The organism is Klebsiella sp. w6, from assembly GCF_033100215.1.
Classification (GTDB): domain Bacteria; phylum Pseudomonadota; class Gammaproteobacteria; order Enterobacterales; family Enterobacteriaceae; genus Klebsiella; species Klebsiella variicola.
This window is the reverse complement of the sequence record NZ_CP136907.1, coordinates 5335834-5362191: the sequence shown is the minus strand read 5'-3', so window position 1 is coordinate 5362191 and position 26358 is coordinate 5335834. Positions and strand designations below refer to the sequence as shown.

Annotated in this window: 25 protein-coding genes; 19 read left to right on the top strand and 6 right to left on the bottom strand. The window is 57.9% G+C overall.

What is annotated here, in order from left to right:
- Nucleotides 1-16: 16 nt before the first annotated feature.
- The 7 genes from dapF (at nt 17) to corA (ending at nt 6689) form a co-directional block, all read left to right on the top strand.
- Nucleotides 17-841, top strand: coding sequence for a diaminopimelate epimerase (gene dapF, locus R0140_RS26065; RefSeq protein WP_002883394.1), 825 nt, complete (start codon nt 17-19; stop codon nt 839-841).
- Nucleotides 838-1545, top strand: coding sequence for a DUF484 domain-containing protein (locus tag R0140_RS26060; RefSeq protein ID WP_008807952.1), 708 nt, complete (start codon nt 838-840; stop codon nt 1543-1545). Before dapF ends, R0140_RS26060 begins: the two co-directional genes overlap by 4 nt.
- A complete protein-coding gene (gene xerC / locus R0140_RS26055) occupies nt 1542-2441 on the top strand; it encodes a tyrosine recombinase XerC (protein WP_032741598.1) in 900 nt (299 codons plus the stop codon). The genes R0140_RS26060 and xerC overlap by 4 nt, the downstream gene beginning before the upstream one ends.
- A complete protein-coding gene (gene yigB, locus R0140_RS26050) occupies nt 2441-3157 on the top strand; it encodes a 5-amino-6-(5-phospho-D-ribitylamino)uracil phosphatase YigB (RefSeq protein ID WP_032741602.1) in 717 nt (238 codons plus the stop codon). The genes xerC and yigB overlap by 1 nt, the downstream gene beginning before the upstream one ends.
- Before the next feature lie 63 nt (nt 3158-3220).
- The gene (uvrD, locus tag R0140_RS26045) at nt 3221-5383 is read left to right on the top strand and encodes a DNA helicase II (protein ID WP_012543235.1); all 2163 of its coding nucleotides are present in this window, start codon (nt 3221-3223) and stop codon (nt 5381-5383) included.
- Nucleotides 5384-5531: 148 nt separating this feature from the next.
- Complete coding sequence (ysgD, locus tag R0140_RS27860; RefSeq protein ID WP_349815745.1) at nt 5532-5588, top strand: YsgD/CorL family protein; 57 nt, start codon at nt 5532-5534, stop codon at nt 5586-5588.
- A gap of 150 nt (nt 5589-5738) precedes the next feature.
- On the top strand, nt 5739-6689 hold the full coding sequence (gene corA / locus R0140_RS26040; protein ID WP_012543234.1) for a magnesium/cobalt transporter CorA: 951 nt from the start codon (nt 5739-5741) through the stop codon (nt 6687-6689).
- A gap of 43 nt (nt 6690-6732) precedes the next feature.
- Here corA and rarD read toward each other — a convergent pair whose 3' ends face one another.
- Nucleotides 6733-7626 carry an EamA family transporter RarD gene (rarD, locus tag R0140_RS26035; RefSeq protein ID WP_032734015.1) on the bottom strand — a complete coding sequence of 298 codons (894 nt, stop codon included), beginning with the start codon at nt 7624-7626 and terminating at the stop codon, nt 6733-6735.
- A 48-nt stretch (nt 7627-7674) separates the two neighbouring features.
- Entirely contained in the window at nt 7675-8139 is a 465-nt protein-coding gene (gene yigI / locus R0140_RS26030; RefSeq protein ID WP_008807947.1) for an acyl-CoA thioesterase YigI, read from the bottom strand.
- 152 nt (nt 8140-8291) lie between these two features.
- Between yigI and pldA the strand changes: the two genes are divergently transcribed.
- The 3 genes from pldA (at nt 8292) to rhtC (ending at nt 11728) form a co-directional block, all read left to right on the top strand.
- Nucleotides 8292-9152: a phospholipase A gene (gene pldA / locus R0140_RS26025; protein ID WP_002883408.1), complete on the top strand. Its 861-nt coding sequence runs from the start codon at nt 8292-8294 to the stop codon at nt 9150-9152.
- Between the two features lie 67 nt (nt 9153-9219).
- A complete protein-coding gene (gene recQ / locus R0140_RS26020) occupies nt 9220-11046 on the top strand; it encodes an ATP-dependent DNA helicase RecQ (protein ID WP_012969190.1) in 1827 nt (608 codons plus the stop codon).
- 61 nt (nt 11047-11107) lie between these two features.
- Nucleotides 11108-11728, top strand: a complete 621-nt coding sequence (gene rhtC, locus R0140_RS26015) for a threonine export protein RhtC (protein WP_008807945.1) — start codon at nt 11108-11110, stop codon at nt 11726-11728.
- A gap of 45 nt (nt 11729-11773) precedes the next feature.
- Here rhtC and R0140_RS26010 read toward each other — a convergent pair whose 3' ends face one another.
- Entirely contained in the window at nt 11774-12682 is a 909-nt protein-coding gene (locus R0140_RS26010) for an Rpn family recombination-promoting nuclease/putative transposase (protein WP_032741604.1), read from the bottom strand.
- A 162-nt stretch (nt 12683-12844) separates the two neighbouring features.
- On the bottom strand, nt 12845-13465 hold the full coding sequence (gene rhtB, locus R0140_RS26005; RefSeq protein ID WP_032741605.1) for a homoserine/homoserine lactone efflux protein: 621 nt from the start codon (nt 13463-13465) through the stop codon (nt 12845-12847).
- A 109-nt stretch (nt 13466-13574) separates the two neighbouring features.
- On the opposite strand from rhtB, the gene pldB reads away from it, so the two are divergent.
- The 3 genes from pldB to R0140_RS25990 all read left to right on the top strand — a co-directional run bounded on the left by pldB (nt 13575) and on the right by R0140_RS25990 (nt 16400).
- Complete coding sequence (gene pldB / locus R0140_RS26000; RefSeq protein WP_008807942.1) at nt 13575-14567, top strand: lysophospholipase L2; 993 nt, start codon at nt 13575-13577, stop codon at nt 14565-14567.
- Nucleotides 14568-14611: 44 nt separating this feature from the next.
- Nucleotides 14612-15436 (top strand): sugar/pyridoxal phosphate phosphatase YigL, encoded by an 825-nt coding sequence (yigL, locus tag R0140_RS25995; protein ID WP_032741607.1) that lies wholly within the window; start codon nt 14612-14614, stop codon nt 15434-15436.
- Between the two features lie 64 nt (nt 15437-15500).
- The gene (locus R0140_RS25990) at nt 15501-16400 is read left to right on the top strand and encodes a carboxylate/amino acid/amine transporter (protein WP_084441716.1); all 900 of its coding nucleotides are present in this window, start codon (nt 15501-15503) and stop codon (nt 16398-16400) included.
- On the opposite strand, the gene metR is transcribed toward R0140_RS25990, so the two are convergent.
- Nucleotides 16288-17241: an HTH-type transcriptional regulator MetR gene (gene metR, locus R0140_RS25985; protein ID WP_032741610.1), complete on the bottom strand. Its 954-nt coding sequence runs from the start codon at nt 17239-17241 to the stop codon at nt 16288-16290. The two genes, R0140_RS25990 and metR, sit on opposite strands and share 113 nt — an antisense overlap.
- Before the next feature lie 247 nt (nt 17242-17488).
- Between metR and metE the strand changes: the two genes are divergently transcribed.
- Nucleotides 17489-19753, top strand: coding sequence for a 5-methyltetrahydropteroyltriglutamate--homocysteine S-methyltransferase (metE, locus tag R0140_RS25980; protein ID WP_016160079.1), 2265 nt, complete (start codon nt 17489-17491; stop codon nt 19751-19753).
- A gap of 59 nt (nt 19754-19812) precedes the next feature.
- On the opposite strand, the gene R0140_RS25975 is transcribed toward metE, so the two are convergent.
- Entirely contained in the window at nt 19813-20625 is an 813-nt protein-coding gene (locus tag R0140_RS25975) for a dienelactone hydrolase family protein (RefSeq protein WP_008807937.1), read from the bottom strand.
- 272 nt (nt 20626-20897) lie between these two features.
- Here R0140_RS25975 and udp point away from each other — a divergent pair, with 272 nt between their 5' ends.
- The 5 genes from udp to ubiB all read left to right on the top strand — a co-directional run bounded on the left by udp (nt 20898) and on the right by ubiB (nt 26325).
- Nucleotides 20898-21659 (top strand): uridine phosphorylase, encoded by a 762-nt coding sequence (gene udp / locus R0140_RS25970; RefSeq protein WP_002883419.1) that lies wholly within the window; start codon nt 20898-20900, stop codon nt 21657-21659.
- A 135-nt stretch (nt 21660-21794) separates the two neighbouring features.
- Nucleotides 21795-23243, top strand: coding sequence for a DNA recombination protein RmuC (gene rmuC / locus R0140_RS25965; RefSeq protein WP_032741612.1), 1449 nt, complete (start codon nt 21795-21797; stop codon nt 23241-23243).
- Between the two features lie 70 nt (nt 23244-23313).
- Entirely contained in the window at nt 23314-24069 is a 756-nt protein-coding gene (gene ubiE / locus R0140_RS25960; RefSeq protein ID WP_317703924.1) for a bifunctional demethylmenaquinone methyltransferase/2-methoxy-6-polyprenyl-1,4-benzoquinol methylase UbiE, read from the top strand.
- Nucleotides 24070-24082: 13 nt separating this feature from the next.
- Nucleotides 24083-24688, top strand: a complete 606-nt coding sequence (gene ubiJ, locus R0140_RS25955) for a ubiquinone biosynthesis protein UbiJ (protein ID WP_008807934.1) — start codon at nt 24083-24085, stop codon at nt 24686-24688.
- Nucleotides 24685-26325, top strand: coding sequence for a ubiquinone biosynthesis regulatory protein kinase UbiB (gene ubiB / locus R0140_RS25950; protein WP_008807933.1), 1641 nt, complete (start codon nt 24685-24687; stop codon nt 26323-26325). The genes ubiJ and ubiB overlap by 4 nt, the downstream gene beginning before the upstream one ends.
- The last annotated feature ends 33 nt before the right edge of the window (nt 26326-26358 follow it).

Below are 26358 nucleotides of genomic sequence, written 5' to 3'. Positions count from 1 at the left end.
GCAACTGGAGTAGATGATGCAGTTCTCTAAAATGCATGGCCTTGGCAACGATTTTATGGTCGTTGACGCGGTAACGCAGAATGTTTTTTTCTCGCCGGAGTTGATTCGCCGCCTGGCAGATCGCCATCTTGGCGTCGGGTTCGATCAGCTGTTGGTCGTCGAGCCGCCCTACGATCCCGATCTGGATTTTCATTACCGGATCTTTAACGCCGACGGCAGCGAAGTGTCGCAGTGCGGCAACGGCGCGCGTTGTTTTGCCCGCTTTGTCCGGCTGAAAGGCCTGACCAATAAACGTGATATTCGCGTGAGTACGGCCAACGGGCGTATGGTATTAAGCGTAACGGAAGACGATCTGGTGCGGGTGAATATGGGCGAGCCTAACTTTGAGCCGTCCCAGGTGCCGTTCCGCGCCAACAAAGCGGAAAAGACCTATATTATGCGTGCCGCCGAGCAGACAGTATTGTGCGGCGTGGTGTCCATGGGGAATCCGCATTGCGTCATCCAGGTGGATGACGTGGATACAGCGGCCGTAGAAACCCTCGGCCCGGTGATGGAAAGCCACGAGCGTTTTCCGGAGCGCGCCAATATCGGCTTTATGCAGGTGGTCGGCCGGTCCCACATCCGTCTGCGCGTCTACGAACGCGGCGCGGGGGAAACCCAGGCCTGCGGCAGCGGCGCCTGCGCCGCGGTGGCGGTAGGGATCCAACAGGGGCTGCTCGCTGAAACGGTACGCGTGGAATTGCCCGGCGGTCGTCTTGATATCGCCTGGAAAGGCCCGGGCCAGCCGCTGTTTATGACCGGCCCGGCGGCCCATGTCTATGATGGATTTATTCATTTATGAAACCAATCGGGGAAGAACAGCAGGAGGTTACCAGCGCGTTGAACGATCGGGCGGTGGTGGACTATCTGTTGCAACATCCTGAATTTTTTATTCGTAATGCCGCCCAGGTTGAACATATCCGTGTCCCGCATCCGGTACGCGGTTCGATTTCGCTGGTGGAGTGGCACATGATGCGGGCGCGTAACCATATTCATGTGCTGGAAGAGAATATGTCGCTGCTGATGGAGCAGGCGGTCGCTAATGAAAGCCTGTTCCAGCGCCTGCTGCAGCTGCAAACGCGGCTGGCGGCCGCGGAGAGCCTCGATGATATGCTCAACCGCCTTCATCGCTGGGCTCGCGAGCTGGGGTTAGCTGGCGCCACGGTGCGCCTGTTCCCTGACTGCTGGCGCCTCGGCGCGCCCTCGAAGTTTACCCATTTGGCGTTAAGCCGGCAGGCGTTTGAGCCGATCCGTATTCAACGTCTGGGCCAGGCGCGCCACTATCTTGGGCCGCTGAACGGTCCGGAGCTGCTGGTGGTGCTACCGGAAGCGAAGGCCATTGGATCCGTGGCGATGTCGATGCTGGGCGGCGATAACGCTCCGGGCGTGATGCTCTTTAGCAGCCGCGATGCGCAGCATTATCAGTCAGGGCAGGGGACGCAGTTGCTGCAGGAAATTGCGCAGATGCTCCCTGGCCTGCTGGAGCGCTGGATTGAACGCGCATGACCGACTCTCCGCTTTCCGCCTGCGTCGACCGCTTCCTGCGCTATCTCGGCGTTGAGCGTCAGCTTAGCCCGATTACGCTGACTAACTACCAGCGTCAGCTGGACGCGTTGATCGCCCTGGCGGATGAGGCTGGGCTGAAAAGCTGGCAGCAGTGCGATGCCGCTCAGGTGCGTAGCTTTGCGGTACGCAGCCGCCGTGGTTTAGGCCCGGCGAGCCTGGCGCTGCGGCTTTCCGCGCTACGCAGCTTCTTTGACTGGATGATCAGTCAGGGCGAACTGGCCGCTAACCCGGCGAAGGGGATTGCGGCGCCGAAAATTCCCCGCCACTTGCCGAAAAATATCGATGTCGATGATGTAAATCGGCTGCTGGATATCGACCTCAACGATCCGCTCGCGGTGCGCGACCGGGCGATGCTGGAAGTGATGTACGGTGCAGGTCTGCGTCTGTCTGAGCTGGTCAACCTTGATATTAAGCACCTTGACCTCGAAAGCGGTGAGGTTTGGGTGATGGGCAAAGGCAGCAAAGAACGCCGTTTGCCGATCGGTCGTAACGCGGTGGCGTGGATTGAGCACTGGCTGGATTTGCGCGGCCTGTTCGGTACTGATGACGACGCGCTGTTTTTGTCGAAGCTGGGTAAACGCATTTCGGCGCGCAACGTGCAGAAGCGATTTGCCGAGTGGGGGATTAAGCAGGGGCTGAACAGCCATGTGCACCCGCACAAGCTGCGCCACTCCTTTGCTACCCATATGCTGGAGTCCAGTGGCGATCTGCGCGGCGTGCAGGAGCTGTTGGGCCATGCTAACCTCTCCACCACTCAAATCTATACCCATCTTGACTTTCAACACCTTGCCTCGGTGTACGATGCCGCGCATCCGCGCGCTAAACGGGGGAAATAATGCGTTTTTACCGACCTCTGGGCCAGATTTCCGCACTGACGTTTGACCTGGACGACACCCTATATGATAACCGCCCGGTGATTGACCGGACGATGCACGAGTCGCTGGCCTTTGTGCGCAATTACCATCCGTCGCTCAGCCAGTTCGATGCCCATGAGCTTAACCAACTGCGTCAGACGCTGCTGGCATCTGAGCCGGAGATCTACCACGACGTGACCGTCTGGCGCCATCGTGCGCTGGAGCTCGGCATGCGTAACGCTGGGCTCTCCGCCGAAGCGGCAAAAGCCGGCGCCGATGCGGCGATGGAAAACTTCGCCCACTGGCGCAGCCGGGTCGATGTTCCGCAGGAGACCCACGATACGCTGGCGAAGCTGGCGGAGAAGTGGCCGCTGGTGGCCATTACCAATGGCAACGCCCGCCCCGAGCTGTTCGGCCTGAGCGACTATTTCCGCTTCGTGCTGCGCGCGGGTCCGGATGGTCGTTCCAAGCCGTTTGCCGATATGTATCACCTGGCGGCGGAGCGTCTGAATTTACCACTCGGGCACATTCTGCACGTCGGCGATGATCTGACGACCGACGTCGCCGGTTCGCTACGCTGCGGGATGCAGGCCTGCTGGATCAAACCGCAAGGCGCGGACCTGATGCACACCGCGGACAGCCGCCTGCTGCCGCATATTGAAATTTCACGGTTGGCATCTCTAACCTCGCTGATATAATCACCAGTCACTCTGTATATATTAACAGGGGTTCATGGAACCCCTTCTCTTCCGGCGGTGCCAATGGACGTTTCTTACCTGCTCGACAGCCTTAATGACAAACAGCGTGAAGCCGTAGCGGCCTCGCGCACCAATATGCTGGTTCTGGCAGGGGCGGGCAGTGGTAAGACGCGCGTTCTGGTGCACCGTATCGCCTGGCTGCTGAGCGTGGAGAACTGCTCGCCGTACTCGATTATGGCGGTGACCTTTACCAACAAAGCGGCGGCGGAGATGCGCCACCGTATCGGCCAGCTGATGGGCACTACCCAGGGCGGCATGTGGGTAGGCACCTTCCACGGCCTCGCGCACCGCCTGCTGCGTGCGCATCATCTGGACGCCAACCTGCCGCAGGATTTCCAAATCCTCGACAGCGAAGACCAGCTCCGTCTGCTGAAGCGTCTGATTAAGGCGATGAACCTCGATGAGAAGCAATGGCCGCCGCGTCAGGCGATGTGGTACATCAACAGCCAGAAAGATGAAGGGCTGCGCCCGCATCACATTCAGAGCTACGGCAACCCGGTCGAGCAGACCTGGCAGAAGGTCTATCAGGCCTACCAGGAGGCCTGCGACCGCGCCGGGCTGGTGGATTTCGCCGAGCTGCTGCTGCGCGCGCACGAGCTGTGGCTGAACAAGCCGCATATCCTGCAGCACTATCGTGAGCGTTTCACCAATATCCTTGTCGATGAATTCCAGGACACCAACAACATCCAGTACGCCTGGATCCGCCTGCTGGCGGGCGATACCGGCAAAGTGATGATCGTCGGCGATGATGACCAGTCGATTTATGGCTGGCGCGGCGCGCAGGTCGAGAACATTCAGCGCTTCCTCAACGACTTCCCCGGCGCGGAAACTATTCGCCTGGAGCAGAACTATCGTTCAACCAGCAATATTCTTAGCGCTGCCAACGCCCTGATTGAAAACAACAACGGGCGCCTGGGCAAAAAGCTGTGGACCGACGGTGCCGACGGCGAGCCGATTTCGCTGTACTGCGCCTTCAACGATCTCGACGAAGCGCGCTTCGTGGTGAACCGCATTAAAACCTGGCAGGAGAACGGCGGCGCGCTGGAGCAATGCGCCATTCTCTATCGCAGTAACGCCCAGTCGCGCGTGCTGGAAGAGGCGCTCCTGCAGGCCAGCATGCCGTACCGTATCTACGGCGGTATGCGCTTCTTCGAACGTCAGGAAATCAAAGATGCGCTCTCTTACCTGCGCCTGATTGCCAACCGTAACGACGATGCCGCCTTTGAGCGGGTGGTCAATACGCCGACCCGCGGCATCGGCGATCGCACGCTGGACGTGGTGCGCCAGACCTCGCGCGATCGTCAGCTGACGCTGTGGCAGGCCTGCCGCGAGCTGCTGAAAGAGAAAGTGCTGGCTGGCCGAGCCGCCAGCGCTCTGCAGCGCTTTATGGAGTTGATTGACGCGCTGGCGCAGGAAACCGCCGATATGCCGCTACATGTTCAGACCGATCGGGTGATTAAAGACTCCGGGCTGCGCGCGATGTACGAGCAGGAGAAAGGCGAGAAGGGCCAGACCCGTATTGAAAACTTAGAGGAACTGGTGACGGCGACGCGCCAGTTCAGCTACAACGAAGAAGATGAAGACCTGATGCCGCTGCAGGCGTTCCTCTCCCACGCCGCGCTGGAAGCGGGCGAGGGGCAGGCGGACACCTGGCAGGACGCGGTTCAACTGATGACCCTGCACTCGGCGAAAGGGCTGGAATTCCCGCAGGTGTTTATCGTCGGCGTCGAAGAAGGGATGTTCCCGAGCCAGATGGCGCTTGATGAAGGCGGCCGCCTGGAAGAGGAACGTCGTCTGGCCTACGTTGGCGTAACGCGCGCCATGCAGAAGCTGACGCTGACCTACGCCGAAACCCGCCGTCTGTACGGCAAAGAGGTTTACCATCGCCCGTCGCGCTTTATTGGAGAACTGCCGCAGGAGTGCGTAGAAGAAGTGCGTCTGCGGGCCACGGTGAGCCGTCCGGTAAACCACCAGCGACTGGGGGCGCCGATTGCCGAGAGCGATACCGGCTACAAGTTAGGTCAGCGGGTGCGTCATCCGAAGTTTGGCGAAGGCACTATCGTCAACCTCGAAGGCAGCGGCGAGCACAGCCGGCTGCAGGTGGCTTTTCAGGGCCAGGGAATCAAATGGCTGGTGGCGGCTTACGCGCGGCTTGAGACGGTGTAACTTTAAGAAAAATATCATTATTTTGTAATATTCTGCTACCTTTATACGTTAAGGCGCCTGATTTGCGCTTTCGCGTTCCGTTGCGTGTTGACGCCGATTTTGCGCTGGCGTAACATGCGCGCACGATTACGCTAAGAGGACATTCGCCTTGGACACACCCAGTAGATGCTGGCTCAACTTCCTGTCATTCAGGAACAACTCCTAAGGCTATCCTCTTATGCTGATAGCCTTAGCGGTTGTCAGCGACCTGCCCTATTCCCGTCGCGCTGAGTCAGGCTTAATGGTCTGAAACCCAATTTGTTTCTGTGTGCCCACCGAACTGTCCGATAATTTTTTTGCATTGGGAGTCCCGGTCATGCTGAGCGCATTTCAACTGGAAAACAATCGTTTAACGCGCCTGGAAGCCGATGAGATCAAGCACCTCGCCAGCTCGGTGTGGGTCGATCTGGTCGAGCCTGACGACGATGAGCGAAGCCGCGTGCAGACGGAACTGGGTCAGAACCTGGCGACGCGCCCGGAACTGGAAGATATCGAAGCCTCCGCGCGTTTCTTTGAAGATGAAGATGGGTTACACATCCACTCGTTCTTCTTTTTTGAAGATGCGGAAGATCACGCCGGCAACTCTACCGTGGCGTTTACCATCCGCGAAGGTCGCCTGTTCACGCTGCGCGAGCGCGAACTGCCCGCTTTCCGCTTGTACCGTATGCGCGTGCGTAACCAGACGCTGGTCGACGGTAACGCCTATGAACTGCTGCTCGACCTGTTCGAAACCAAAATCGAGCAGCTGGCGGATGAAATTGAAAATATCTACAGCGACCTGGAAAAGCTGAGCCGCGTGATTATGGAAGGCCATCAGGGCGACGAGTACGATGAAGCGCTGTCGACGCTGGCGGAACTGGAAGATATCGGCTGGAAGGTCCGCCTCTGTCTGATGGATACCCAGCGCGCGCTGAACTTCCTGGTGCGTAAGGCGCGCCTGCCGGCGGGCCAGCTGGAACAGGCGCGGGAGATCCTGCGCGATATCGAATCCCTGCTGCCGCACAACGAATCGCTGTTCCAGAAGGTGAACTTCCTGATGCAGGCGGCGATGGGCTTCATCAACATCGAGCAGAACCGCATCATCAAGATCTTCTCCGTGGTGTCGGTGGTGTTCCTGCCGCCAACCCTGGTGGCGTCCAGCTACGGGATGAACTTTGAATTTATGCCGGAGCTGCACTGGAGCTTCGGCTACCCGGGGGCGATCGTCTTTATGATGCTGGCCGGCCTGGCGCCATATCTCTACTTCAAGCGTAAAAACTGGCTGTAAAAAAAGGGAGCGGCGGCTCCCTTTTTTACTGGCTGAGGCCGGCTTAGCCTCTGCGCAGCCGGCGCTGGGTATACAGCGCATCGACGATAAATACCGCCAGCGCGACCCAGATAAAGCCGAAGGTCACCATTTTATCCTTGCCCGGCACTTCGCCGTAGAACGTCACCGCCAGCAGGAACATCAGCGTTGGGCCGATGTACTGGAAAAAGCCCAGCGTGGAGAGCCGCAGGCGCGTTGCCGCGCCAGTGAAGCACAGCAGGGGAATGGTCGTGACCACGCCCGCGGCCATTAGCAGCAGATTGAGCGACCAGGGGTTCTCCCCCATATGGCTGGTCGAGCTATCAGTGATGCCAAACAGCCAGATTGCCGCCACCGGCAGTAGCCACAGCGTTTCCACCAGCATGCCGGTCTGCGCGTCGACAGCGATTTTCTTCCGCACCAGGCCGTAAAAGGCAAAACTGAAGGCCAGCCCAAGGCCGATTATCGGCAGCGAACCAAAGGTCCACAGCTGGACCAACACGCCGCAAAAGGCGAGGATCACCGCCAGCCACTGCAGGCGACGGAAGCGTTCGCCGAGGAAAATCATCCCCAACAGAATATTTACCAGCGGGTTGATAAAGTAGCCGAGGCTGGCTTCCAGCATATGGTGGTTATTCACCGCCCAGATGAACAACAGCCAGTTACCGCCGACCAGCACTGCCGAGAGCGCCAGCAGGAAGATCTTGCGCGGCGTCTTCAGCAGCTTTTTCACCTGCGGCCACTGGCGGCTGACGCTGATGAGCGCCACCATGAAGAAGAAGGACCAGATCACGCGATGGGTCAGAATTTCATCGGCGGGAACATAGTAGATAAGTTTGAAGTACGCTGGCGCGATACCCCAGATAAAGTAGGCGGCGAGGGCCAGAATGATCCCCAACCGCGTCTGTTTCGCATCCATCGGTAAAATCCATTGCCAAAGAGAGTGATGTTACTCGATTTTGGCCAATCAACCCACCATATAGGTGGCCGTTGCGCTGGCAATATAGACCTGAGCTTCGTTATGCAGTTCCACGCGGGCTACCGCCACTTTATTGCCGGCGCGCAGCAGGCTGCTGGTGGCGGTAAACCGTTCACCGCGGCCCGGACGCAGGTAGTCTACGCGCAGGTCGATGGTTCCCATGCGGGAGAGGCGTTGGCGCAGCTCTTCTTCGTTGATGGTGTCATGGCGGGTGAGGGTGCTGCCGACGCAGACCAGGCCAGCGGCGACGTCCAGCGCGGAGGCGATCACTCCGCCATGCAAAATACTCTGCGCCCAGTTGCCGACCATCATCGGCTGATTATTAAAGCTGAGCTGGGCAAACGCCTTTTCATAGCGCTCCAGTTCGAGACCGAGGGCACGGTTAAACGGCATGTGATAGACGAAAATCTCCCCCACCAGTTTCAGCGCTGCTTCGGCAGTAAGTTCAGACATAACACCGGTTCCATTCGTTAACAAAATGTTGATTTTATGCTTCTAAAATATTGATTTCCACTTTCGGAGCGGATTAGGGGGCAGGTGATTAATAAACAGGTAGAATGGCTTCAGGTTAAACAAAAATAAAAACTATTTATCAGGAGACCAGCATGCGTATCTCTTTGGCCTGCCTGGTGGCGCTGTGCGCGCTACCGGCCGGTGTTATGGCGCAGGATGCGTCGGTTCACGACAAACCGGCAGTGCGCGGCAGCATTATCGCCAACCTGCTCCAGGACCATGATAATCCTTTCCTGCTCTATCCTTATGAGAGCAACTATTTGCTCTACACATGGACCAGCGACCTCAATAAAGAGGCGATCCGCAGCTATGACTGGGCCGAAAATGCCCGTAAAGATGAAGTGAAATTTCAGCTGAGTCTGGCGTTTCCGCTGTGGCGCGGCATCCTGGGTGATAATTCGCTGCTCGGCGCATCGTACACCCAGAAATCCTGGTGGCAGCTCTCCAACAGCAAAGAGTCGGCGCCGTTTCGCGAAACCAATTACGAACCCCAGCTGTTTTTGGGCTTTGCGACCGACTACCAGTTTGCCGGCTGGACGCTGCGCGACATCGAGATGGGGTATAACCACGACTCGAATGGTCGTTCCGACCCCACCTCGCGCAGCTGGAACCGGCTTTACGCCCGCCTGATGGCGCAAAACGGCAACTGGCTGGTGGAAGTGAAGCCCTGGTATGTGGTGGGCAACACCGATGATAACCCGGATATCACCAAATATATGGGCTATTACCGGCTGAAGGTGGGCTACCAGCTGGGAGAGGCGATCCTCAGCGCGCAGGGGCAATATAACTGGAACACCGGCTATGGCGGGGCGGAGCTCGGCGTGAGCTATCCCATTACCAAACATGTTCGCGCCTATACGCAGATCTACAGCGGTTACGGCGAATCGCTTATCGACTACAACTTTAATCAAACGCGCGTCGGCGTCGGGCTAATGCTCAACGATCTGTTTTAATCGTTGCACTCTGGCTCACAGGCGCTGAAAATAGCGCCTGTTTTCTTTTCAGGCAAATGGGGTCAACGTGGCACAGGCGGAAGTATTAAATCAGGAATCGCTGGCGAAGCAGGTTTTACAAGAGACCTTCGGCTACCAGCAGTTCCGTCCTGGCCAGGAAACGATTATCGAGACGGTGCTTGAGGGCCGGGACTGCCTGGTGGTCATGCCGACCGGTGGCGGTAAGTCGCTGTGCTATCAGGTGCCGGCGCTGGTCATGGGCGGTCTGACGGTCGTGGTCTCACCCCTGATCTCGCTGATGAAAGACCAGGTCGATCAACTGCTGGCCAACGGCGTGGCGGCGGCTTGTCTGAACTCGACGCAAAGCCGCGAGCAGCAGCAGGAAGTGATGGCCGGCTGTCGCAGCGGGCAGGTTCGTCTGCTGTATATCGCGCCGGAACGGTTGATGCTGGATAACTTTCTTGAGCATCTGGCGAACTGGAACCTGGCGATGCTGGCGGTAGACGAAGCGCACTGTATCTCCCAGTGGGGCCATGACTTCCGTCCGGAATATGCCGCGCTGGGCCAGCTGCGCCAGCGGATGCCGAAGATCCCGTTTATGGCGTTGACCGCCACCGCCGATGACACCACCCGCCGTGATATCGTCCGTCTGCTCGGGCTTAACGATCCGCTGATTCAGGTCAGCAGCTTCGACCGGCCGAACATCCGCTATATGCTGATGGAGAAATTCAAACCGCTCGACCAGTTGATGCGCTACGTTCAGGATCAGCGTGGCAAATCGGGCATCATCTACTGCAACAGCCGCTCGAAAGTGGAAGATACCGCCGCGCGTCTGCAGAGCCGCGGCATCAGCGCGGCGGCTTACCATGCTGGTCTGGAAAACGCCGTTCGCGCCGACGTGCAGGAGAAATTCCAGCGCGACGATCTGCAGATCGTGGTGGCGACGGTGGCCTTCGGGATGGGTATCAACAAGCCGAACGTCCGCTTTGTGGTGCACTTCGATATCCCGCGCAATATTGAATCCTACTACCAGGAAACCGGCCGCGCCGGGCGTGATGGCCTGCCGGCGGAAGCGATGCTGTTTTACGATCCGGCGGATATGGCGTGGCTGCGCCGCTGTCTGGAGGAAAAACCCGCCGGACCGCTACAGGATATCGAGCGGCATAAGCTGAATGCGATGGGGGCGTTTGCCGAAGCGCAAACCTGTCGTCGTCTGGTGCTGCTGAACTACTTTGGCGAAGGGCGCCAGGAGCCGTGCGGCAACTGCGATATCTGTCTTGATCCACCAAAGCAGTACGATGGCTTAATGGATGCGCGCAAGGCGCTTTCAACGATTTACCGGGTGAATCAACGTTTCGGGATGGGTTACGTGGTGGAGGTCCTGCGCGGGGCCAACAACCAGCGCATCCGTGACATGGGCCACGATAAGCTGCCGGTTTACGGTATCGGCCGGGAGCAGAGTCACGAGCACTGGGTGAGCGTGATCCGCCAACTGATTCACCTTGGGCTGGTGACGCAGAATATCGCCCAGCACTCCGCACTGCAGCTGACCGAAGCCGCACGACCGGTGCTGCGCGGCGAGGTGCCGCTGCAGCTTGCCGTACCGCGTATCGTGGCGCTGAAGCCGAAGGCGATGCAGAAATCCTTTGGCGGCAATTACGACCGCAAGCTGTTTGCCAAGCTGCGCAAATTGCGTAAAGCGATCGCCGACGAAGAGAATATCCCGCCATACGTGGTCTTCAACGACGCGACGCTGATCGAGATGGCGGAACAGTCGCCACTCACCGCCGGCGAGATGCTCAGCGTCAACGGCGTGGGGACGCGTAAACTTGAGCGCTTCGGTAAAGAATTCATGGCATTGATACGCGCTCATGTCGATGGTGATGATGAGTAGTCAGCCGCGGGAAAAGGTGCCAGAATAGTTTCCCTCTTCACTATTTTCCTGCGAGTTAACTATGCTGATGCTTTTCCTCACCGTGGCGCTGGTGCATATCATTGCGCTGATGAGCCCGGGGCCGGACTTTTTCTTTGTCTCACAAACGGCCATCAGCCGCTCGCGCAGAGAGGCGATGATGGGTGTGCTGGGGATCACCTGCGGCGTCATGATCTGGGCGGGGGTTGCCCTGCTCGGCCTGAACCTGATCCTCGCGCAGATGGCGTGGCTGCATAACATCATCATGGTCGGTGGCGGCCTGTATCTGTGCTGGATGGGCTACCAGATGCTGCGCGGCGCGCTGAAAAAAGAGGCGGTGGCCTCGGCGGAGCCGCAGGTGGAGCTGGCCCGCAGCGGACGCAGCTTCGTGAAGGGACTGCTGACCAATCTGGCGAATCCGAAAGCGATCATCTACTTCGGCTCGGTGTTCTCGCTGTTCGTGGGTGACAGCGTCGGCGCTGGTGCGCGCTGGGGTATTTTCCTGCTGATTATCGTCGAGACGCTGGCCTGGTTTATGGTGGTTGCCAGCCTGTTCGCCCTGCCGGGGATGCGCCGCGGCTATCAGCGGATGGCGAAGTGGATCGATGGTATCGCCGGTACGCTGTTTGCGGGCTTCGGCATCCACCTGATTATCTCGCGTTAACCGGTATGCTGTTTCCCACCCGGCTGTTTCCGGGTGGGGAAAGTGTCAGTGGCGAAGCCGCTGCAGCTCATCTTTAGCCAGACCGGTCATTTCCATAATAGCTGCGTCATCAATACCGCGTTTGCGCATTGCTTCGGCAACCTGCAGCAAGGCCTGGTGTTTACCTTCTTTTATGCCCTGCTGTACGCCTTTCTCCATACCTTCTGCAAGCCATGTTTCCGCCAGCGTCATCAGTAATCCTCCATGCTGCGGCACGCGCTGTGCCAGTCCGTACAAGAGTGTCCGTGTATCCTCGGCATCTCCTGCCTGAGCCATATAGTTTACCAATACGGTGATTTGTTGTCCGCTCATCTGCTCCAGCAGTAAGAGATGGGTCAACTTATCCAGCAATTGCGCCATATCGCGCTGGCGGATGTGCTTTTGCACCAGCGTCAGGGCTGCCATGCTGCGGTGCTGCATGATGTCGTCGTCGGGGATCACCGTGATATCGACCAGCGGAAACGCCCCGCTATAGAGCTGGCGGGCGGTCTCAGGATCGGCAAAATTATCCAGCCAGCGCATCGACCAGGGATAGGGGCTGCGTCGTCCCTGATAAAAGAGAATAGGGATAACCAGAGGCAGCGTTTTATGGCCGCTCTCCAGGTGCCGCTGCATGGCGGCGACAGCATAGCGCATTAAGCGAAAGGCCATCAGCTTATCAGGTGCGCTCTGGTGCTCGATCAGAACATGGACATAGCCCGCACCGCGGGTGGTTTCCAGCGAATAAAGGATATCACTGTAGTAAGGCCTGAGATCGTCTTCGAGAAAGCTGCCGGATTCCAGACGCAGGGTATCCAGTTTGCAGATCTGTATTAACGACGAAGGCAGGTGGAGCTCGATAAAATCGCGCGCCGTCTCTACCCGCGAGAGAAAGGTTTTAAATACCGCATCATGAGGAGTCGCCGTTTCCGCCATTGCCGTTCATCCGTGAATCACGTATCTGGCGGCATCCTGACACGGTGGGTTCAACGCCGACAGCGGGTAAAAAAATTAAATACCCGCTTTGCGTGTAGGCTCGTGCAGAGAGAAAGCGTCGTTCACCTGGCGAACCTCTCTTTGCGAGCGAGATTCCATGATTCAGGCGTGGCGGGCGGAGGCGAGCAGCGCCCCGACCAGCATAAACAGCGAACCAAAGATTTTGTTCAACGCCTTCATCTGCTTTGGCCCTTTGATCCATGTGGAAATGCGCTGCGCCAGGGTCGCATAGCCAATCATCACAATGATATCGACGACAATGGTGGTGACGCCCAGAACAAGATACTGCATCACCTGCGGCTGGTGCGGCAGGATAAACTGCGGAAACAGGGCGGCCAGAAACACAATGCTTTTGGGGTTGGTGAGATTCACGAACACCGCGCGCTGGAACAGTTTGCCGCGCGTCTGCGCCTTCGCCAGCGTATTCAGGTCGATCGCCCCCGCCGCCCGCCATTGCTGGATCCCCAGCCAGATAAGATAAGCCGCGCCGGCCCATTTCAGCACTTCAAAGGCCAGCACCGAGCGGGAGAAAAGGGTGCCGAGACCAACACCAACCAGCACGATATGAATAACCAGCCCGGTCTGCAAACCGGCAATCGACGCCGCCGCGCCGCGGTAACCGTGGTTAATGGAGGTGGTCATGGTATTAATCGCTCCGGAACCTGGTGACAGGCTGAGAATGATTGATGTCAGCAGGTAGGCGAACCACCACTCAATGGTCATGAGAAACTCCCTGATTGTCTGTTTTTATGCCACAATACGCTATTGTGTCAGCATTGTGTGATACAGGGCAAAAAAACGATTTTCAGCGGTTAACAGGGGTGTAAACCCGATGTTTGGGCAGAAAAAGGACTGGGAAACACGAGAAAACGCGTTTGCGGCCTTTAGCATGGGGCCGCTGACGGATTTCTGGCGACAGCGCGAAGAGGCTGAATTTAAAGGCGTCGATGATGTGCCGGTACGCTTTGTTCGCTTCTGCGCGCAAAATAACGATCGTCTGGTGCTGATTTGCCCCGGGCGCATTGAAAGCTACGTGAAGTATGCTGAAGTAGCCTACGATCTCTTTCACAGCGGCTTTGACGTGATGATCATCGACCATCGCGGCCAGGGGCGCTCGGGCCGCCTGCTCTCTGATACCCACCGCGGACACGTCGTCAACTTCAGCGACTATGTCGATGACCTGGCGGCGCTCTGGCAGCAGCAGGTGGTCCCCGGACACTGGCGAAAACGGTTTATCCTCGCTCACTCTATGGGCGGGGCGATTGCCACGCTTTTTCTGCAACGTTACCAGGCGCATTGCGATGCGATTGCGCTCTGCGCGCCGATGTTCGGGATTATCATTCGATTGCCGGACTGGATGGTGCGCCATATTCTCGACTGGGCTGAGGGCCATCAGCGCATTCGCGAAGAGTATGCCATCGGCACCGGGCGCTGGCGGGCGCTGCCTTTTGCCGTTAACGTGCTGACGCACAGTCGACAACGCTATCGTCGCAACTTGCGCTTCTATGCCGATGAACCGCGACTGCAGGTTGGCGGCCCGACCTGGCACTGGGTGCGGGAGGGCATGCTGGCCGGCGACGAAGTGCTGGCGAATGTGGAAAAAGACACCGCCCCGACGCTGCTTTTACAGGCAGAGGAGGAGCGGGTGGTCGATAATCTGATGCACGACCGCTATTGTGAATTACGGGCCGCTGCCGGCCATCCCTGTGAGGGCGGTAAACCGCTCGTCATTGAAGGGGCATATCATGAGATCCTTTTTGAAAAGGACGCTATGCGCTCAGTCGCGCTCAATGCCATCGTCGAGTTTTTCAATCGACATACTTAATCCGACGATAACGCTCGTCGCCCTGCTTAGAGGTTAACTTTTTTATGTACCAGGTTGTTGCGTCTGATTTAGACGGCACGCTGCTTTCCCCCGATCATTTCCTGACCCCGTATGCCAAAGAGACGCTGAAATTGCTCACCGCCCGTGGGATCAATTTCGTCTTCGCCACCGGCCGTCACTACATCGACGTCGGGCAGATCCGCGATAATCTCGGCATCCGGTCGTACATGATCACCTCTAACGGCGCCCGGGTTCACGATAGCGATGGTCAGCAAATCTTTGCCCATAACCTCGACCGCGATATTGCCGCCGACCTGTTTGAGATCGTGCGTAACGACCCGAAAATCGTCACTAACGTCTATCGGGAAGACGAGTGGTATATGAACCGCCATCGTCCGGAAGAGATGCGCTTCTTCAAGGAGGCGGTGTTTAACTACAAGCTGTATGAGCCGGGCGAACTGGATCCGCAGGGGATCAGCAAAGTATTCTTTACCTGCGAGGATCACGAGCATCTGCTGCCGCTGGAGCAGGCGATGAACGCCCGCTGGGGCGATCGCGTGAACGTCAGCTTCTCCACCTTAACCTGCCTGGAAGTCATGGCGGGTGGGGTATCGAAGGGGCATGCGCTGGAGGCGGTGGCGAAAATGCTCGGTTACACTCTTGCCGATTGCATCGCCTTCGGCGACGGTATGAACGACGCTGAGATGCTGTCGATGGCCGGCAAAGGCTGCATCATGGCCAACGCCCATCAACGGCTGAAGGATCTGCATCCGGAACTGGAAGTGATCGGCAGTAACGCCGACGATGCGGTCCCGCACTACCTGCGTAAGCTATACCTCGACTGGAAAAGATTGACGACTGGCGAATAACTGTCCAGTCGTCAACCTGACTCTTCGCTACAATGCCTGTTCTTTATCCAACGAGACGACCATTGTGGCGCTGTTAATTATCACCACTATCCTGTGGGCCTTTTCTTTTAGCCTGATTGGCGAATACCTTGCCGGTAGCGTCGACAGCTATTTTTCGGTGCTGATGCGTGTGGGCCTGGCGGCGCTGGTGTTCCTGCCTTTCCTGCGCACGCGCGGCCAGTCTCCGCGCACGATCGTGCTCTATATGCTGGTGGGCGCGATGCAGCTTGGCATCATGTATCTGCTGGCTTTCCGCGCCTATCTCTATCTGACGGTTTCGGAATTTCTGCTGTTTACCGTGTTTACCCCGCTGTATATCACGCTGATCTACGACATGCTCAGCGGACGTAAGCTGCGCTGGGGCTATCTGCTGAGTGCTGCGCTGGCGGTGCTGGGGGCGGCGATTATCCGCTATGACAAAGTCAGCGATCATTTCTGGACCGGGCTGTTACTGGTGCAGTTGTCAAACCTCTGCTTCGCTATCGGCATGGTGGGTTACAAGCGCCTGATGGAGGTACGTCCGATGCCGCAGCACAATGCCTTTGCCTGGTTTTATGTCGGGGCCTTTATCGTGGCGGTGGCAGCGTGGTTTATGCTGGGCAACCCCCAGAAGCTGCCGACCACCACGCTGCAGTGGAGCGTGCTGGTGTGGCTCGGCGTGGTGGCTTCCGGGCTGGGTTACTTTATGTGGAACTATGGCGCCACGCAGGTGGATGCCGGCACGCTGGGGATCATGAACAACGTCCATGTCCCCGCTGGTCTACTGGTTAACCTTGCCATCTGGCAGGAGCAGCCGCACTGGCCGAGCTTTATTAGCGGAGCGTTGGTGATCCTGGCCTCGTTGTGGGTCCATCGCCGCTGGGTCGCTCCGCACTCCGGACAAACGGCAGGTGATCGCAGGCGTGGTTCCGCGCAGAGCGAATAAACGCTTCGGTGACCGGTTGACGCTGTTCGCCATCGCGGACGGCCGCGTACAACCGGCTCCATAATCCCTCACCCAGGGTTTTGGTGACCACCAGGCCCTGGCGTTCAAAGCTTTCCACCACCCAGTGCGGCAGCGCGGCGATGCCCATCCTTGCGGCCACCATCTGGATCAGCAACAGCGTGTTATCGACGCTTTTCAACTGGGGACTGATGCCGGCCGGCTGCAGGAAATGGCGCCAGATATCGAGGCGCCCGCGCTGCACGGGATAAATCAGCAGCGTTTCCGCGGCCAGGTCCTCTGGCGTAATCAGGGTCTTCATGGCTAACGGGTGCTCGGGCGCCAGCACCAGACGCACCTCATAATCAAACATCGGCGAGTAGTGCAGACCGCTGCGCGGCAGGATATCGGAAGTCATCACCAGATCCAGTTCGCCCTGCTGCAGCGCAGGCTGCGGGTCGAAGGTCACTCCGGAATGGAAGTCGACCTCCACGTGCGGCCAGCGGGCGCGGAAATTCTCCAGCGCCGGCGTCAGCCACTGAATACAGCTGTGGCATTCGATAGCCAGCCTCAGCCGGGTCTGCTGTGGTTCGTTACAGTCCTGCAGGGCGCGAGCGATCTGCGGCAGCACCTGATTGGCCAACTGCAGCAGAATTTCCCCTTGCGGCGTGAAGCGTAGTGGCTGGCTTTTACGCACAAACAAACGGAAGCCAAGGCGCTGTTCCAGATCGCTGAACTGGTGAGACAAGGCGGACTGGGTCTGGTGCAGGGCCGCTGCCGCACCCGCCAGTGAACCGCTGTTCCGCAACGCTTGCAGCGTTTTCAGATGTTTAATTTCGATCATGAAAGTCCTTCACTTCGCCATGAGCAATTTGCGCTTGAGGAATATACAGTAACTGTCAATTATGGATGTGTAAACATCTGGACGTCTAAAACTCGTCATATTTCGACTTGCAGATGCGTTGGCTGCCTCGCTTACCCCAGTCACTTACTTCAGTAAGCTCCTGGGGATGCGCATCGTTGCCGCCTTCCTGCAAGCCGAACTATTTAGAGTTTTTCTTCAGATTCAATGAAATAAGAGAGGAACAAAAATGACAATTATTAACCACACCCTCGGTTTTCCTCGCGTTGGCCTGCGCCGCGAGCTGAAAAAAGCGCAAGAGAGCTACTGGGCGGGCAACGCCACTCGCGAGGAACTGCTGACAGTAGGCCGTGAGCTGCGTGCCCGCCACTGGGAGCAGCAGAAACAGGCGGGCGTTGATCTGCTGCCGGTGGGGGATTTCGCCTGGTACGACCATGTTCTGACTACCAGCCTGCTGCTGGGCAACGTGCCGGCTCGTCATCAGAACAAAGACGGATCCATCGATATCGATACCCTGTTCCGCATTGGCCGCGGCCGTGCGCCGACTGGCGAACCGGCCGCCGCTGCGGAAATGACCAAATGGTTTAACACCAACTATCACTACATGGTGCCGGAGTTCGTGAAGGGCCAGCAGTTCAAACTGACCTGGACCCAACTGCTGGATGAAGTAGACGAAGCGCTGGCGCTGGGCCACAAGATCAAGCCCGTGCTGCTGGGGCCGGTAACGTACCTGTGGCTGGGTAAAGTGAAAGGTGAACCGTTTGACCGTCTGAGCCTGCTGAATGACATCCTGCCGGTTTACCAGCAGGTGCTGGCCGAACTGGCGAAGCGCGGCATCGAGTGGGTGCAGATTGATGAACCGGCGCTGGTGCTGGAGCTGCCGCCAGCGTGGCTGGAGGCCTTTAAACCGGCTTATGACGCCCTGCAGGGCCAGGTGAAACTGCTGCTGACCACCTATTTTGAAGGCATTAGTGACAATCTCGCGACCATTGCTGCGCTACCGGTCCAGGGGCTGCACGTCGATCTGGTGCACGGCAAAGATGATGTTGCCGAGCTGCACAACCGCCTGCCGGCCGACTGGCTGCTGTCTGCGGGTCTGATCAATGGGCGCAACGTCTGGCGCGCCGATCTCACCGAAAAGTATGCGCAAATTAAAGACCTCGTCGGTAAACGCGACCTCTGGGTCGCGTCATCCTGTTCTCTGCTGCATAGCCCGATCGATCTGAGCGTGGAGACGCGCCTTGATGCGGAAGTGAAGAGCTGGTTTGCCTTCGCGCTGCAGAAATGCGGCGAGCTGGCGCTGCTGCGCGATGCGCTGAACAGTGGCGATACGGCGGCGATTACCGAGTGGAGCGCGCCAATCCAGGCCCGTCGCCATTCGACCCGCGTGCACAACGCGGAAGTGGAAAAACGGCTGGCGGCGATCACCGCTCAGGACAGCCAGCGTGCCAGCCCCTATGAGGTTCGCGCGCAGGCACAGCGCCAGCGCTTTAACCTGCCGAAATGGCCGACCACCACCATCGGGTCATTCCCGCAAACGACGGAGATCCGCGGTCTGCGCCTGGACTTCAAAAAGGGCAACCTTGACGCCAGTCATTATCGGACGGGGATTGCGGAACATATTAAGCAGGCGATCGTCGAGCAGGAGCGGTTAGGTTTAGACGTACTGGTGCACGGAGAAGCCGAGCGGAACGACATGGTGGAATACTTCGGTGAACATCTGGACGGTTTTATCTTCACGCAAAACGGCTGGGTGCAGAGCTATGGTTCCCGTTGCGTGAAGCCGCCGGTGGTGATCGGCGACGTCAGCCGTCCGCAGGCGATCACCGTCGACTGGGCGAAGTACGCGCAGTCGCTGACCGACAAGCCAGTGAAAGGGATGCTCACTGGACCGGTGACCATTCTGTGCTGGTCCTTCCCGCGGGAAGATGTCAGCCGTGAAACCATCGCGAAACAGATTGCGCTGGCCCTGCGTGATGAAGTGGCGGATCTGGAAGCGGCGGGGATCGGCATCATCCAGATTGATGAGCCGGCGCTGCGCGAAGGGTTACCGCTGAAGCGCAGCGACTGGGATGCCTATCTGCAGTGGGGTGTGGAAGCCTTCCGCCTTAATGCTGCGGTCGCCAAAGACGACACGCAGATCCACACCCACATGTGCTATTGCGAGTTCAACGACATCATGGACTCCATTGCCGCGCTGGATGCCGACGTGATCACCATTGAAACCTCGCGGTCCGATATGGAGCTGCTGGAGTCGTTCGAAGCGTTCGAGTATCCCAATGAGATCGGGCCGGGGGTATATGATATTCACTCGCCGAACGTGCCGAGCGTGGAGTGGATAGAAGCGCTGCTGGCAAAAGCCGCGCAGCGTATCCCGGCGGAGCGGCTGTGGGTTAACCCGGACTGCGGCCTGAAAACTCGCGGCTGGCCGGAAACCCGCGCCGCGCTGGCGAATATGGTGCAAGCGGCGCAGAACCTGCGCCAGTCCGCCTGATCGTTACGCGAAAAATCAAAAAAGGAGGCATTTGCCTCCTTTTTTCATGCATTGGGTGATTATGCTTTTTTGCCGCCATACTGAGCAAACCACGCGAGCATTCGCTGCCAGCCGTCTTTGGCTGACTCTTCATGATAGCTGGCGCGATAGTCGGCGTTAAAGGCATGATCGGCTTCGGGATAGACCACGATTTCCGCTGTGGCGTTGGCCGCCCGCAGCGCCTGACGCATGGTCTCGATGGTGTCCTGTGGAATACTGGCGTCTTTAGCGCCGTACAGACCAAGCACCGGGGCGTTGAGATCGACCGCGATATCTACCGGATGCTTCGGTGAATTCAGCGATTTTTCTCCCACCAGCTTGCCGTACCAGGCCACGCCTGCCTTCAGCTGCGGGTTATGCGCGGCATACAGCCAGGTAATGCGTCCGCCCCAGCAGAAGCCGGTGATTAGCAGACGATGGGCATCGCCGCCGTGGCGCGCCGCCCAGCTGGCGACATGGTCGAGATCCGCCAGCACCTGCGCGTCCGGCACCTTGGTAACCAGCTCTTTGAACAGGGTCGGGATATCGTGGTACTCATTCGGATCGCCCTGACGGAAGTACAATTCAGGCGCAATAGCCAGATAGCCTTCCTGCGCCAGGCGGCGACAAAGATCGCGAATATGCTCATGCACGCCGAAAATTTCCTGTACCACGATAACGATCGGCAGCGGACCGTCGGCATTTTTCGGGCGGGCGTGGTAGGCCGGCATGTTTTCACCCTGAGAGGGAATAGACGTCTCTCCGGCGATAATATGCTCTTCCGGCGTATGAACGGCGGTGGCGGCGTGTGGTGAAGCTGCAGGTGCGAATCCAGGTTGCTTGGTGGTGGTCATGGTATTCTCCGTACCCTTATTTATTAGCGCATCAATAACTATAGACCCTTTACCTTTAGTTCGGGCGGTAATAAAGCACAGTGCCTGAAAGCGGCTATCTTTTGTTCTGTGACGATGAATATAACTTGTTAATGTGATGTGTATCACTATTTACTGAAAAACAACTGCAATCATTATTGGTCTTGGTGACTATCATCACAAAATGTTGCCAGGGGCTTCTGTACAGTACCGTTTTGCTTCTGCTGATAATTCGACCCACAGAGGAGTTTTTTATGTCCAAGTCTGATGTTTTTCATCTCGGCCTCACCAAGAACGATTTACAAGGGGCTACGCTGGCTATCGTCCCTGGCGATCCGGAGCGTGTGGAAAAGATCGCCGCGCTGATGGATAAGCCGGTTAAGCTGGCATCCCACCGCGAATTTACCTCCTGGCGCGCGGAGCTGGACGGCAAACCGGTGATCGTCTGCTCCACCGGCATCGGCGGCCCGTCGACTTCTATCGCCGTGGAAGAGCTGGCGCAGCTGGGCGTGCGTACCTTCCTGCGTATCGGCACCACCGGCGCGATTCAACCGCACATTAACGTTGGCGATGTGCTGGTTACGACCGCTTCCGTTCGCCTGGACGGCGCCAGCCTGCACTTCGCGCCGATGGAATTCCCGGCCGTCGCAGACTTCGCCTGCACCACCGCGCTGGTGGAAGCGGCGAAATCTATTGGTGCCACCACCCATATCGGCGTGACCGCCTCTTCGGATACCTTCTACCCAGGCCAGGAGCGTTACGACACCTTCTCCGGCCGCGTGGTGAGCCGCTTCAAGGGCTCAATGGAAGAGTGGCAGGCAATGGGCGTGATGAACTATGAAATGGAATCCGCCACGCTGCTGACCATGTGCGCCAGCCAGGGCCTGCGTGCCGGGATGGTCGCCGGGGTTATTGTGAACCGTACCCAGCAAGAGATCCCTAACGCCGAAACCATGAAGCAAACCGAAAGCCACGCGGTCAAAATCGTCGTGGAAGCGGCGCGTCGTCTGCTGTAATTCAACCCCTTCTCTGTCAGGCCGGGTCCTCCGGCCTTTCTTTTTTGCGTTGCTCCTCGCAGGAAATCCCTTTTAAACTGGACGTTTGTACAGCACAATTCTATTTTGTGCCATCAGGTTATCGCAGGGGGCGTCGTGGATCTCTCAATCATTATCAGCGCGGTTATCGCACTGGCTGCCGGGTTAATGGTCGGCTGGCTGGCAACCAAAGCGCGCGCCGACCAAATCCGGGCCGATCTCATTGAGGAGCGGCGAGAGCTGGATATTGAGCTGAGCGCCGCCCGTCAGCAGCTGGTGCAGGAGGCCCACTGGCGTGAGGAGTGCGAGCTGCTGAACAATGAGCTGCGCAGTCTGCGGGATATCAATACCTCGCTGGAGGCCGATCTGCGTGAGGTCACCACCCGGCTCGAATCCACCCAGCTGCATGCGGAAGATAAGATCCGTCAGATGGTTAACAGCGAGCAGCGCCTGAGCGAGCAGTTTGAAAACCTCGCCAACCGCATTTTCGAACACAGCAACCGGCGCGTCGATGAGCAAAACCGCCTGAGTCTGCATGGTCTGCTGACCCCGCTGCGCGAACAGCTCGACGGGTTCCGCCGCCAGGTGCAGGAGAGCTTTGGCCAGGAGGCGCGGGAAAGGCACACCCTGGCGCATGAGATCCGCAATCTTCAGCAGCTGAACGCGCAGATGGCGCAGGAGGCACTGAACCTGACGAAAGCGCTGAAAGGTGATAACAAAACCCAGGGCAACTGGGGGGAAGTGGTCTTAACCCGCGTGCTGGAGGCCTCCGGCCTGCGCGAAGGCTATGAGTACCAGACCCAGGTCAGTATCGAGACCGATAACCGCTCGCGGATGCAGCCGGACGTCATTGTCCGCCTGCCGCAGGGCAAGGACGTGGTGATAGACGCCAAAATGACCCTGGTCGCCTATGAGCGCTATTTCAACGCCGAAGACGACTACACCCGTGAAGTCGCGCTGCAGGAACATCTTGCCTCGGTGCGAAACCATATTCGCCTGCTGGGACGCAAGGATTATCAACAACTGCCGGGGCTGCGCTCTCTCGACTACGTGCTGATGTTTATTCCCGTCGAGCCGGCGTTCCTGGTGGCCATCGACCGTCAGCCCGAGCTCATCAGCGAGGCGTTGCAAAATAATATCATGCTGGTCAGCCCGACGACGCTGCTGGTAGCCCTGCGTACTATCGCCAATCTGTGGCGCTATGAGCATCAGAGCCGCAACGCGCAGAAGATCGCCGAGCGGGCGGGGCGCCTTTACGACAAAATGCGCCTGTTTGTGGATGATATGTCCGCCATCGGCCAGAGTCTGGATAAGGCGCAAGAGAACTATCGCGAGGCGATGAAAAAGCTCGCTTCCGGGCGCGGGAACCTGCTGGCCCAGGCGGAAGCCTTTCGCGGCCTGGGGGTGGAGGTGAAGCGCGGGATAAATCCTGATTTAGTCGAACAAGCTACTGCCCAGGACGATGAATATCGTCTTGAAGACGAGGATAACCTCCCGGAAAATGACGCATTTTCACCCGACTCTGCCGAGGCGTTACATAATCGGGAGGCGGCTCCGCCACGTTGAGACGTATGGGAAATGCGCTGAATCTGATACACTCAGTGAACATTTTCTTGAAAAGCAAGCAGGCATAGAGATGGTTGAGGATTCACAAGAAACGACGCACTTTGGCTTTCAGACGGTCGCTAAAGAGCAGAAACAGGACATGGTGGCGCATGTATTCCATTCTGTCGCGGCAAAGTATGATGTGATGAACGACTTGATGTCGTTTGGTATCCATCGTTTGTGGAAGCGTTTCACCATCGACTGCAGCGGCGTACGTCGCGGGCAGACCGTGCTGGATCTGGCGGGGGGGACCGGCGATTTGACGGCCAAGTTCTCCCGTCTGGTAGGAGAAACCGGCCGTGTCATGCTTGCTGATATCAATGATTCCATGCTCAAAATGGGCCGCGAAAAGCTGCGTAATATCGGCATCGTGGGCAACGTTGAGTATGTTCAGGCCAACGCGGAAGCCCTGCCGTTTGCTGATAACACCTTTGACTGCATCACCATCTCTTTCGGTCTGCGTAACGTTACCGATAAAGAAAAAGCGCTGCGTTCGATGTACCGCGTGCTGAAGCCGGGCGGACGTCTGCTGGTGCTGGAGTTTTCTAAACCGATTATCGAACCGCTCAGCAAAGCCTACGACGCTTACTCCTTCCATATCCTGCCGAAGGTGGGGGAACTGGTGGCAAAAGACGGCGACAGCTATCGCTACCTGGCAGAATCTATCCGTATGCACCCGGATCAGGAAACCCTGAAAGAGATGATGCAGGATGCAGGTTTTGAAAGTGTCGACTACCACAACCTGACGGCGGGTATCGTTGCCTTGCATCGCGGTTACAAGTTCTGACAGGAGGGACGCTATGCCTTTCACACCCCTGGTGACCGCTAGCATTGAGACGGCGCTGAATACTTTTCTCTGGCGTGACAAGGCGCTAAAACCCGCTCGTCAGCGCCTGCTGGGTAAGGTATTGCGAGTTCAACTGCAGGACTTCTCCACCCCGATCGTACTGGCGTTCAGCGAACGCCAGGTTGATGTCCTGAGCGCCTGGGAGGGAGAGGCCGACTGCACTGTGATTACCCGGCTCAGCGTGCTGCCCAAACTGCGTAATCGTCAGCAGCTCACGGCGCTTATCCGTAGCGGAGATCTGGAAGTGCAGGGCGATCTGCAGGTGGTGCAGAATATGGTCTCCCTGTGCGATCTGGCGGAGTTCGATCCCGCTGAACTGCTGGCGCCTTATACTGGCGATATCGTGGCTGAAGGCGTTGGCAAAGTCCTCCGCGGCGGCGCTCAGTTTTTACTGAAAGGCGCGCAGCGCCAGCAGCGCTATGTCGCAGAAGCGATCACTGAAGAGTGGCGACTGGCACCGGGGCCGCTGGAGCTGGCATGGTTTGCGGAAGAAACGACGGCTATTGAACGCGCGCTGGCCGCACTGGAAAAACGGCTGGAAACGCTGGAGGGCAAATGACGCCAGGAGAATTACGGCGCCTGTATTTCATCATCCACACCTTTTTGAGCTACGGGCTCGATGAGCTCATCCCCAAAATTCGTCTCACGCTGCCGCTGCGTATCTGGCGGCGGATGCTGTTCTGGATGCCAAATCGTCATCAAGACCAACCCCTTGGCACTCGTCTGCGCCTGGCGCTTCAGGAGCTGGGGCCGGTGTGGATTAAATTTGGCCAGATGCTTTCCACCCGCCGGGATCTCTTCCCGCCGCATATTGCCGATCAGCTGGCGCTGTTGCAGGACCGCGTAGCGCCCTTTGAAGGAAAGCTCGCGCAGCAGCAGATAGAGAAAGCGATGGGGGGCCTGCCGGTGGAAGCCTGGTTTGATGATTTCTCCGTAGAGCCGTTAGCCTCGGCGTCCATCGCCCAGGTGCATACCGCACGTCTGAAAGAGAATGGCAAAGAGGTGGTGATCAAGGTTATCCGCCCGGATATTTTGCCGATCATTAAAGCGGACATGAAGCTCATCTACCGCCTGGCGCGCTGGGTACCGCGTCTGCTGCCTGACGGCCGCCGTCTGCGCCCGCAGGAGGTGGTTCGCGAATATGAAAAAACGCTGCTGGACGAGCTGAACCTGTTGCGGGAATCCGCCAACGCCATTCAGCTGCGGCGTAATTTCGAAGATAGTCCGATGCTGTACGTGCCGGAGGTGTACCCCGACTACTGCAGCGAAAGCATGATGGTGATGGAGCGCATCTACGGTATCCCGGTGTCCGACGTGGAGGCGCTGGAGGCCCAGGGGACCAACATGCAGCTGCTGGCGGAGCGGGGCGTGCAGGTCTTCTTTACCCAGGTGTTCCGCGACAGCTTCTTTCATGCCGATATGCACCCTGGCAACATATTCGTCAGCTACGAGCACCCGGAAGATCCGCAGTATATCGGCATCGACTGCGGTATTGTCGGCTCGCTGAACAAAGAAGATAAGCGCTATCTGGCGGAAAACTTTATCGCCTTCTTTAACCGCGATTATCGTAAGGTGGCTGAGCTGCACGTCGATTCCGGTTGGGTACCGCCCGATACGAATGTCGAAGAGTTTGAGTTCGCGATCCGCACGGTCTGCGAGCCGATCTTTGAGAAGCCGCTGGCGGAGATCTCCTTCGGCCACGTGCTGCTTAATCTGTTCAATACCGCGCGGCGTTTCAATATGGAAGTCCAGCCGCAGCTCGTTTTACTACAGAAGACATTACTTTACGTAGAAGGGGTAGGCCGGCAGCTCTATCCTCAGTTAGACTTGTGGAAAACGGCGAAGCCTTTCCTCGAGTCGTGGATCAAAGATCAGGTCGGCATTCCGGCGCTGGTGCGCGCGTTTAAAGACAAAGCGCCGTTCTGGATCGAAAGAATGCCTGAAATACCTGAGCTGGTGTATCAGAGCCTGCAGCAGAGCAAACAGCTGCAGACCAGCGTCGATACCATCGTGCGGGATATGCATGTGCGTCATGTGCGCCAGGGCCAATCCCGTTATCTGTTTGGTATAGGCGCGGTTTTATTGCTCAGTGGTACGCTGCTCTTTATCCATCGCCCTGAGTGGGGAATGATGCCCGGCTGGTTGATGGCCGGCGGTGTGGTGACCTGGCTGATTGGCTGGCGGAAAACCCACTGATCGGTTCGCCTCTTCATGACGCAGGCTTATTTG

Excerpts from the sequence above, each read along its gene's own strand:
- metR (WP_032741610.1), bottom strand. The coding sequence starts at position 17,241 with ATGATCGAAATTAAACATCTGAAAACGCTGCAAGCGTTGCGGAACAGC.
- rhtB (WP_032741605.1), bottom strand. The coding sequence starts at position 13,465 with ATGACCATTGAGTGGTGGTTCGCCTACCTGCTGACATCAATCATTCTC.
- pldA (WP_002883408.1), top strand. The coding sequence starts at position 8,292 with ATGCGTATCTCTTTGGCCTGCCTGGTGGCGCTGTGCGCGCTACCGGCC.
- yigL (WP_032741607.1), top strand. The coding sequence starts at position 14,612 with ATGTACCAGGTTGTTGCGTCTGATTTAGACGGCACGCTGCTTTCCCCC.
- R0140_RS26010 (WP_032741604.1), bottom strand. The coding sequence starts at position 12,682 with ATGGCGGAAACGGCGACTCCTCATGATGCGGTATTTAAAACCTTTCTC.
- ubiE (WP_317703924.1), top strand. The coding sequence starts at position 23,314 with ATGGTTGAGGATTCACAAGAAACGACGCACTTTGGCTTTCAGACGGTC.
- rarD (WP_032734015.1), bottom strand. The coding sequence starts at position 7,626 with ATGGATGCGAAACAGACGCGGTTGGGGATCATTCTGGCCCTCGCCGCC.
- R0140_RS26060 (WP_008807952.1), top strand. The coding sequence starts at position 838 with ATGAAACCAATCGGGGAAGAACAGCAGGAGGTTACCAGCGCGTTGAAC.
- uvrD (WP_012543235.1), top strand. The coding sequence starts at position 3,221 with ATGGACGTTTCTTACCTGCTCGACAGCCTTAATGACAAACAGCGTGAA.
- dapF (WP_002883394.1), top strand. The coding sequence starts at position 17 with ATGCAGTTCTCTAAAATGCATGGCCTTGGCAACGATTTTATGGTCGTT.
- rhtC (WP_008807945.1), top strand. The coding sequence starts at position 11,108 with ATGCTGATGCTTTTCCTCACCGTGGCGCTGGTGCATATCATTGCGCTG.
- yigB (WP_032741602.1), top strand. The coding sequence starts at position 2,441 with ATGCGTTTTTACCGACCTCTGGGCCAGATTTCCGCACTGACGTTTGAC.
- udp (WP_002883419.1), top strand. The coding sequence starts at position 20,898 with ATGTCCAAGTCTGATGTTTTTCATCTCGGCCTCACCAAGAACGATTTA.
- ubiB (WP_008807933.1), top strand. The coding sequence starts at position 24,685 with ATGACGCCAGGAGAATTACGGCGCCTGTATTTCATCATCCACACCTTT.
- metE (WP_016160079.1), top strand. The coding sequence starts at position 17,489 with ATGACAATTATTAACCACACCCTCGGTTTTCCTCGCGTTGGCCTGCGC.
- yigI (WP_008807947.1), bottom strand. The coding sequence starts at position 8,139 with ATGTCTGAACTTACTGCCGAAGCAGCGCTGAAACTGGTGGGGGAGATT.
- xerC (WP_032741598.1), top strand. The coding sequence starts at position 1,542 with ATGACCGACTCTCCGCTTTCCGCCTGCGTCGACCGCTTCCTGCGCTAT.
- ubiJ (WP_008807934.1), top strand. The coding sequence starts at position 24,083 with ATGCCTTTCACACCCCTGGTGACCGCTAGCATTGAGACGGCGCTGAAT.
- corA (WP_012543234.1), top strand. The coding sequence starts at position 5,739 with ATGCTGAGCGCATTTCAACTGGAAAACAATCGTTTAACGCGCCTGGAA.
- pldB (WP_008807942.1), top strand. The coding sequence starts at position 13,575 with ATGTTTGGGCAGAAAAAGGACTGGGAAACACGAGAAAACGCGTTTGCG.
- R0140_RS25975 (WP_008807937.1), bottom strand. The coding sequence starts at position 20,625 with ATGACCACCACCAAGCAACCTGGATTCGCACCTGCAGCTTCACCACAC.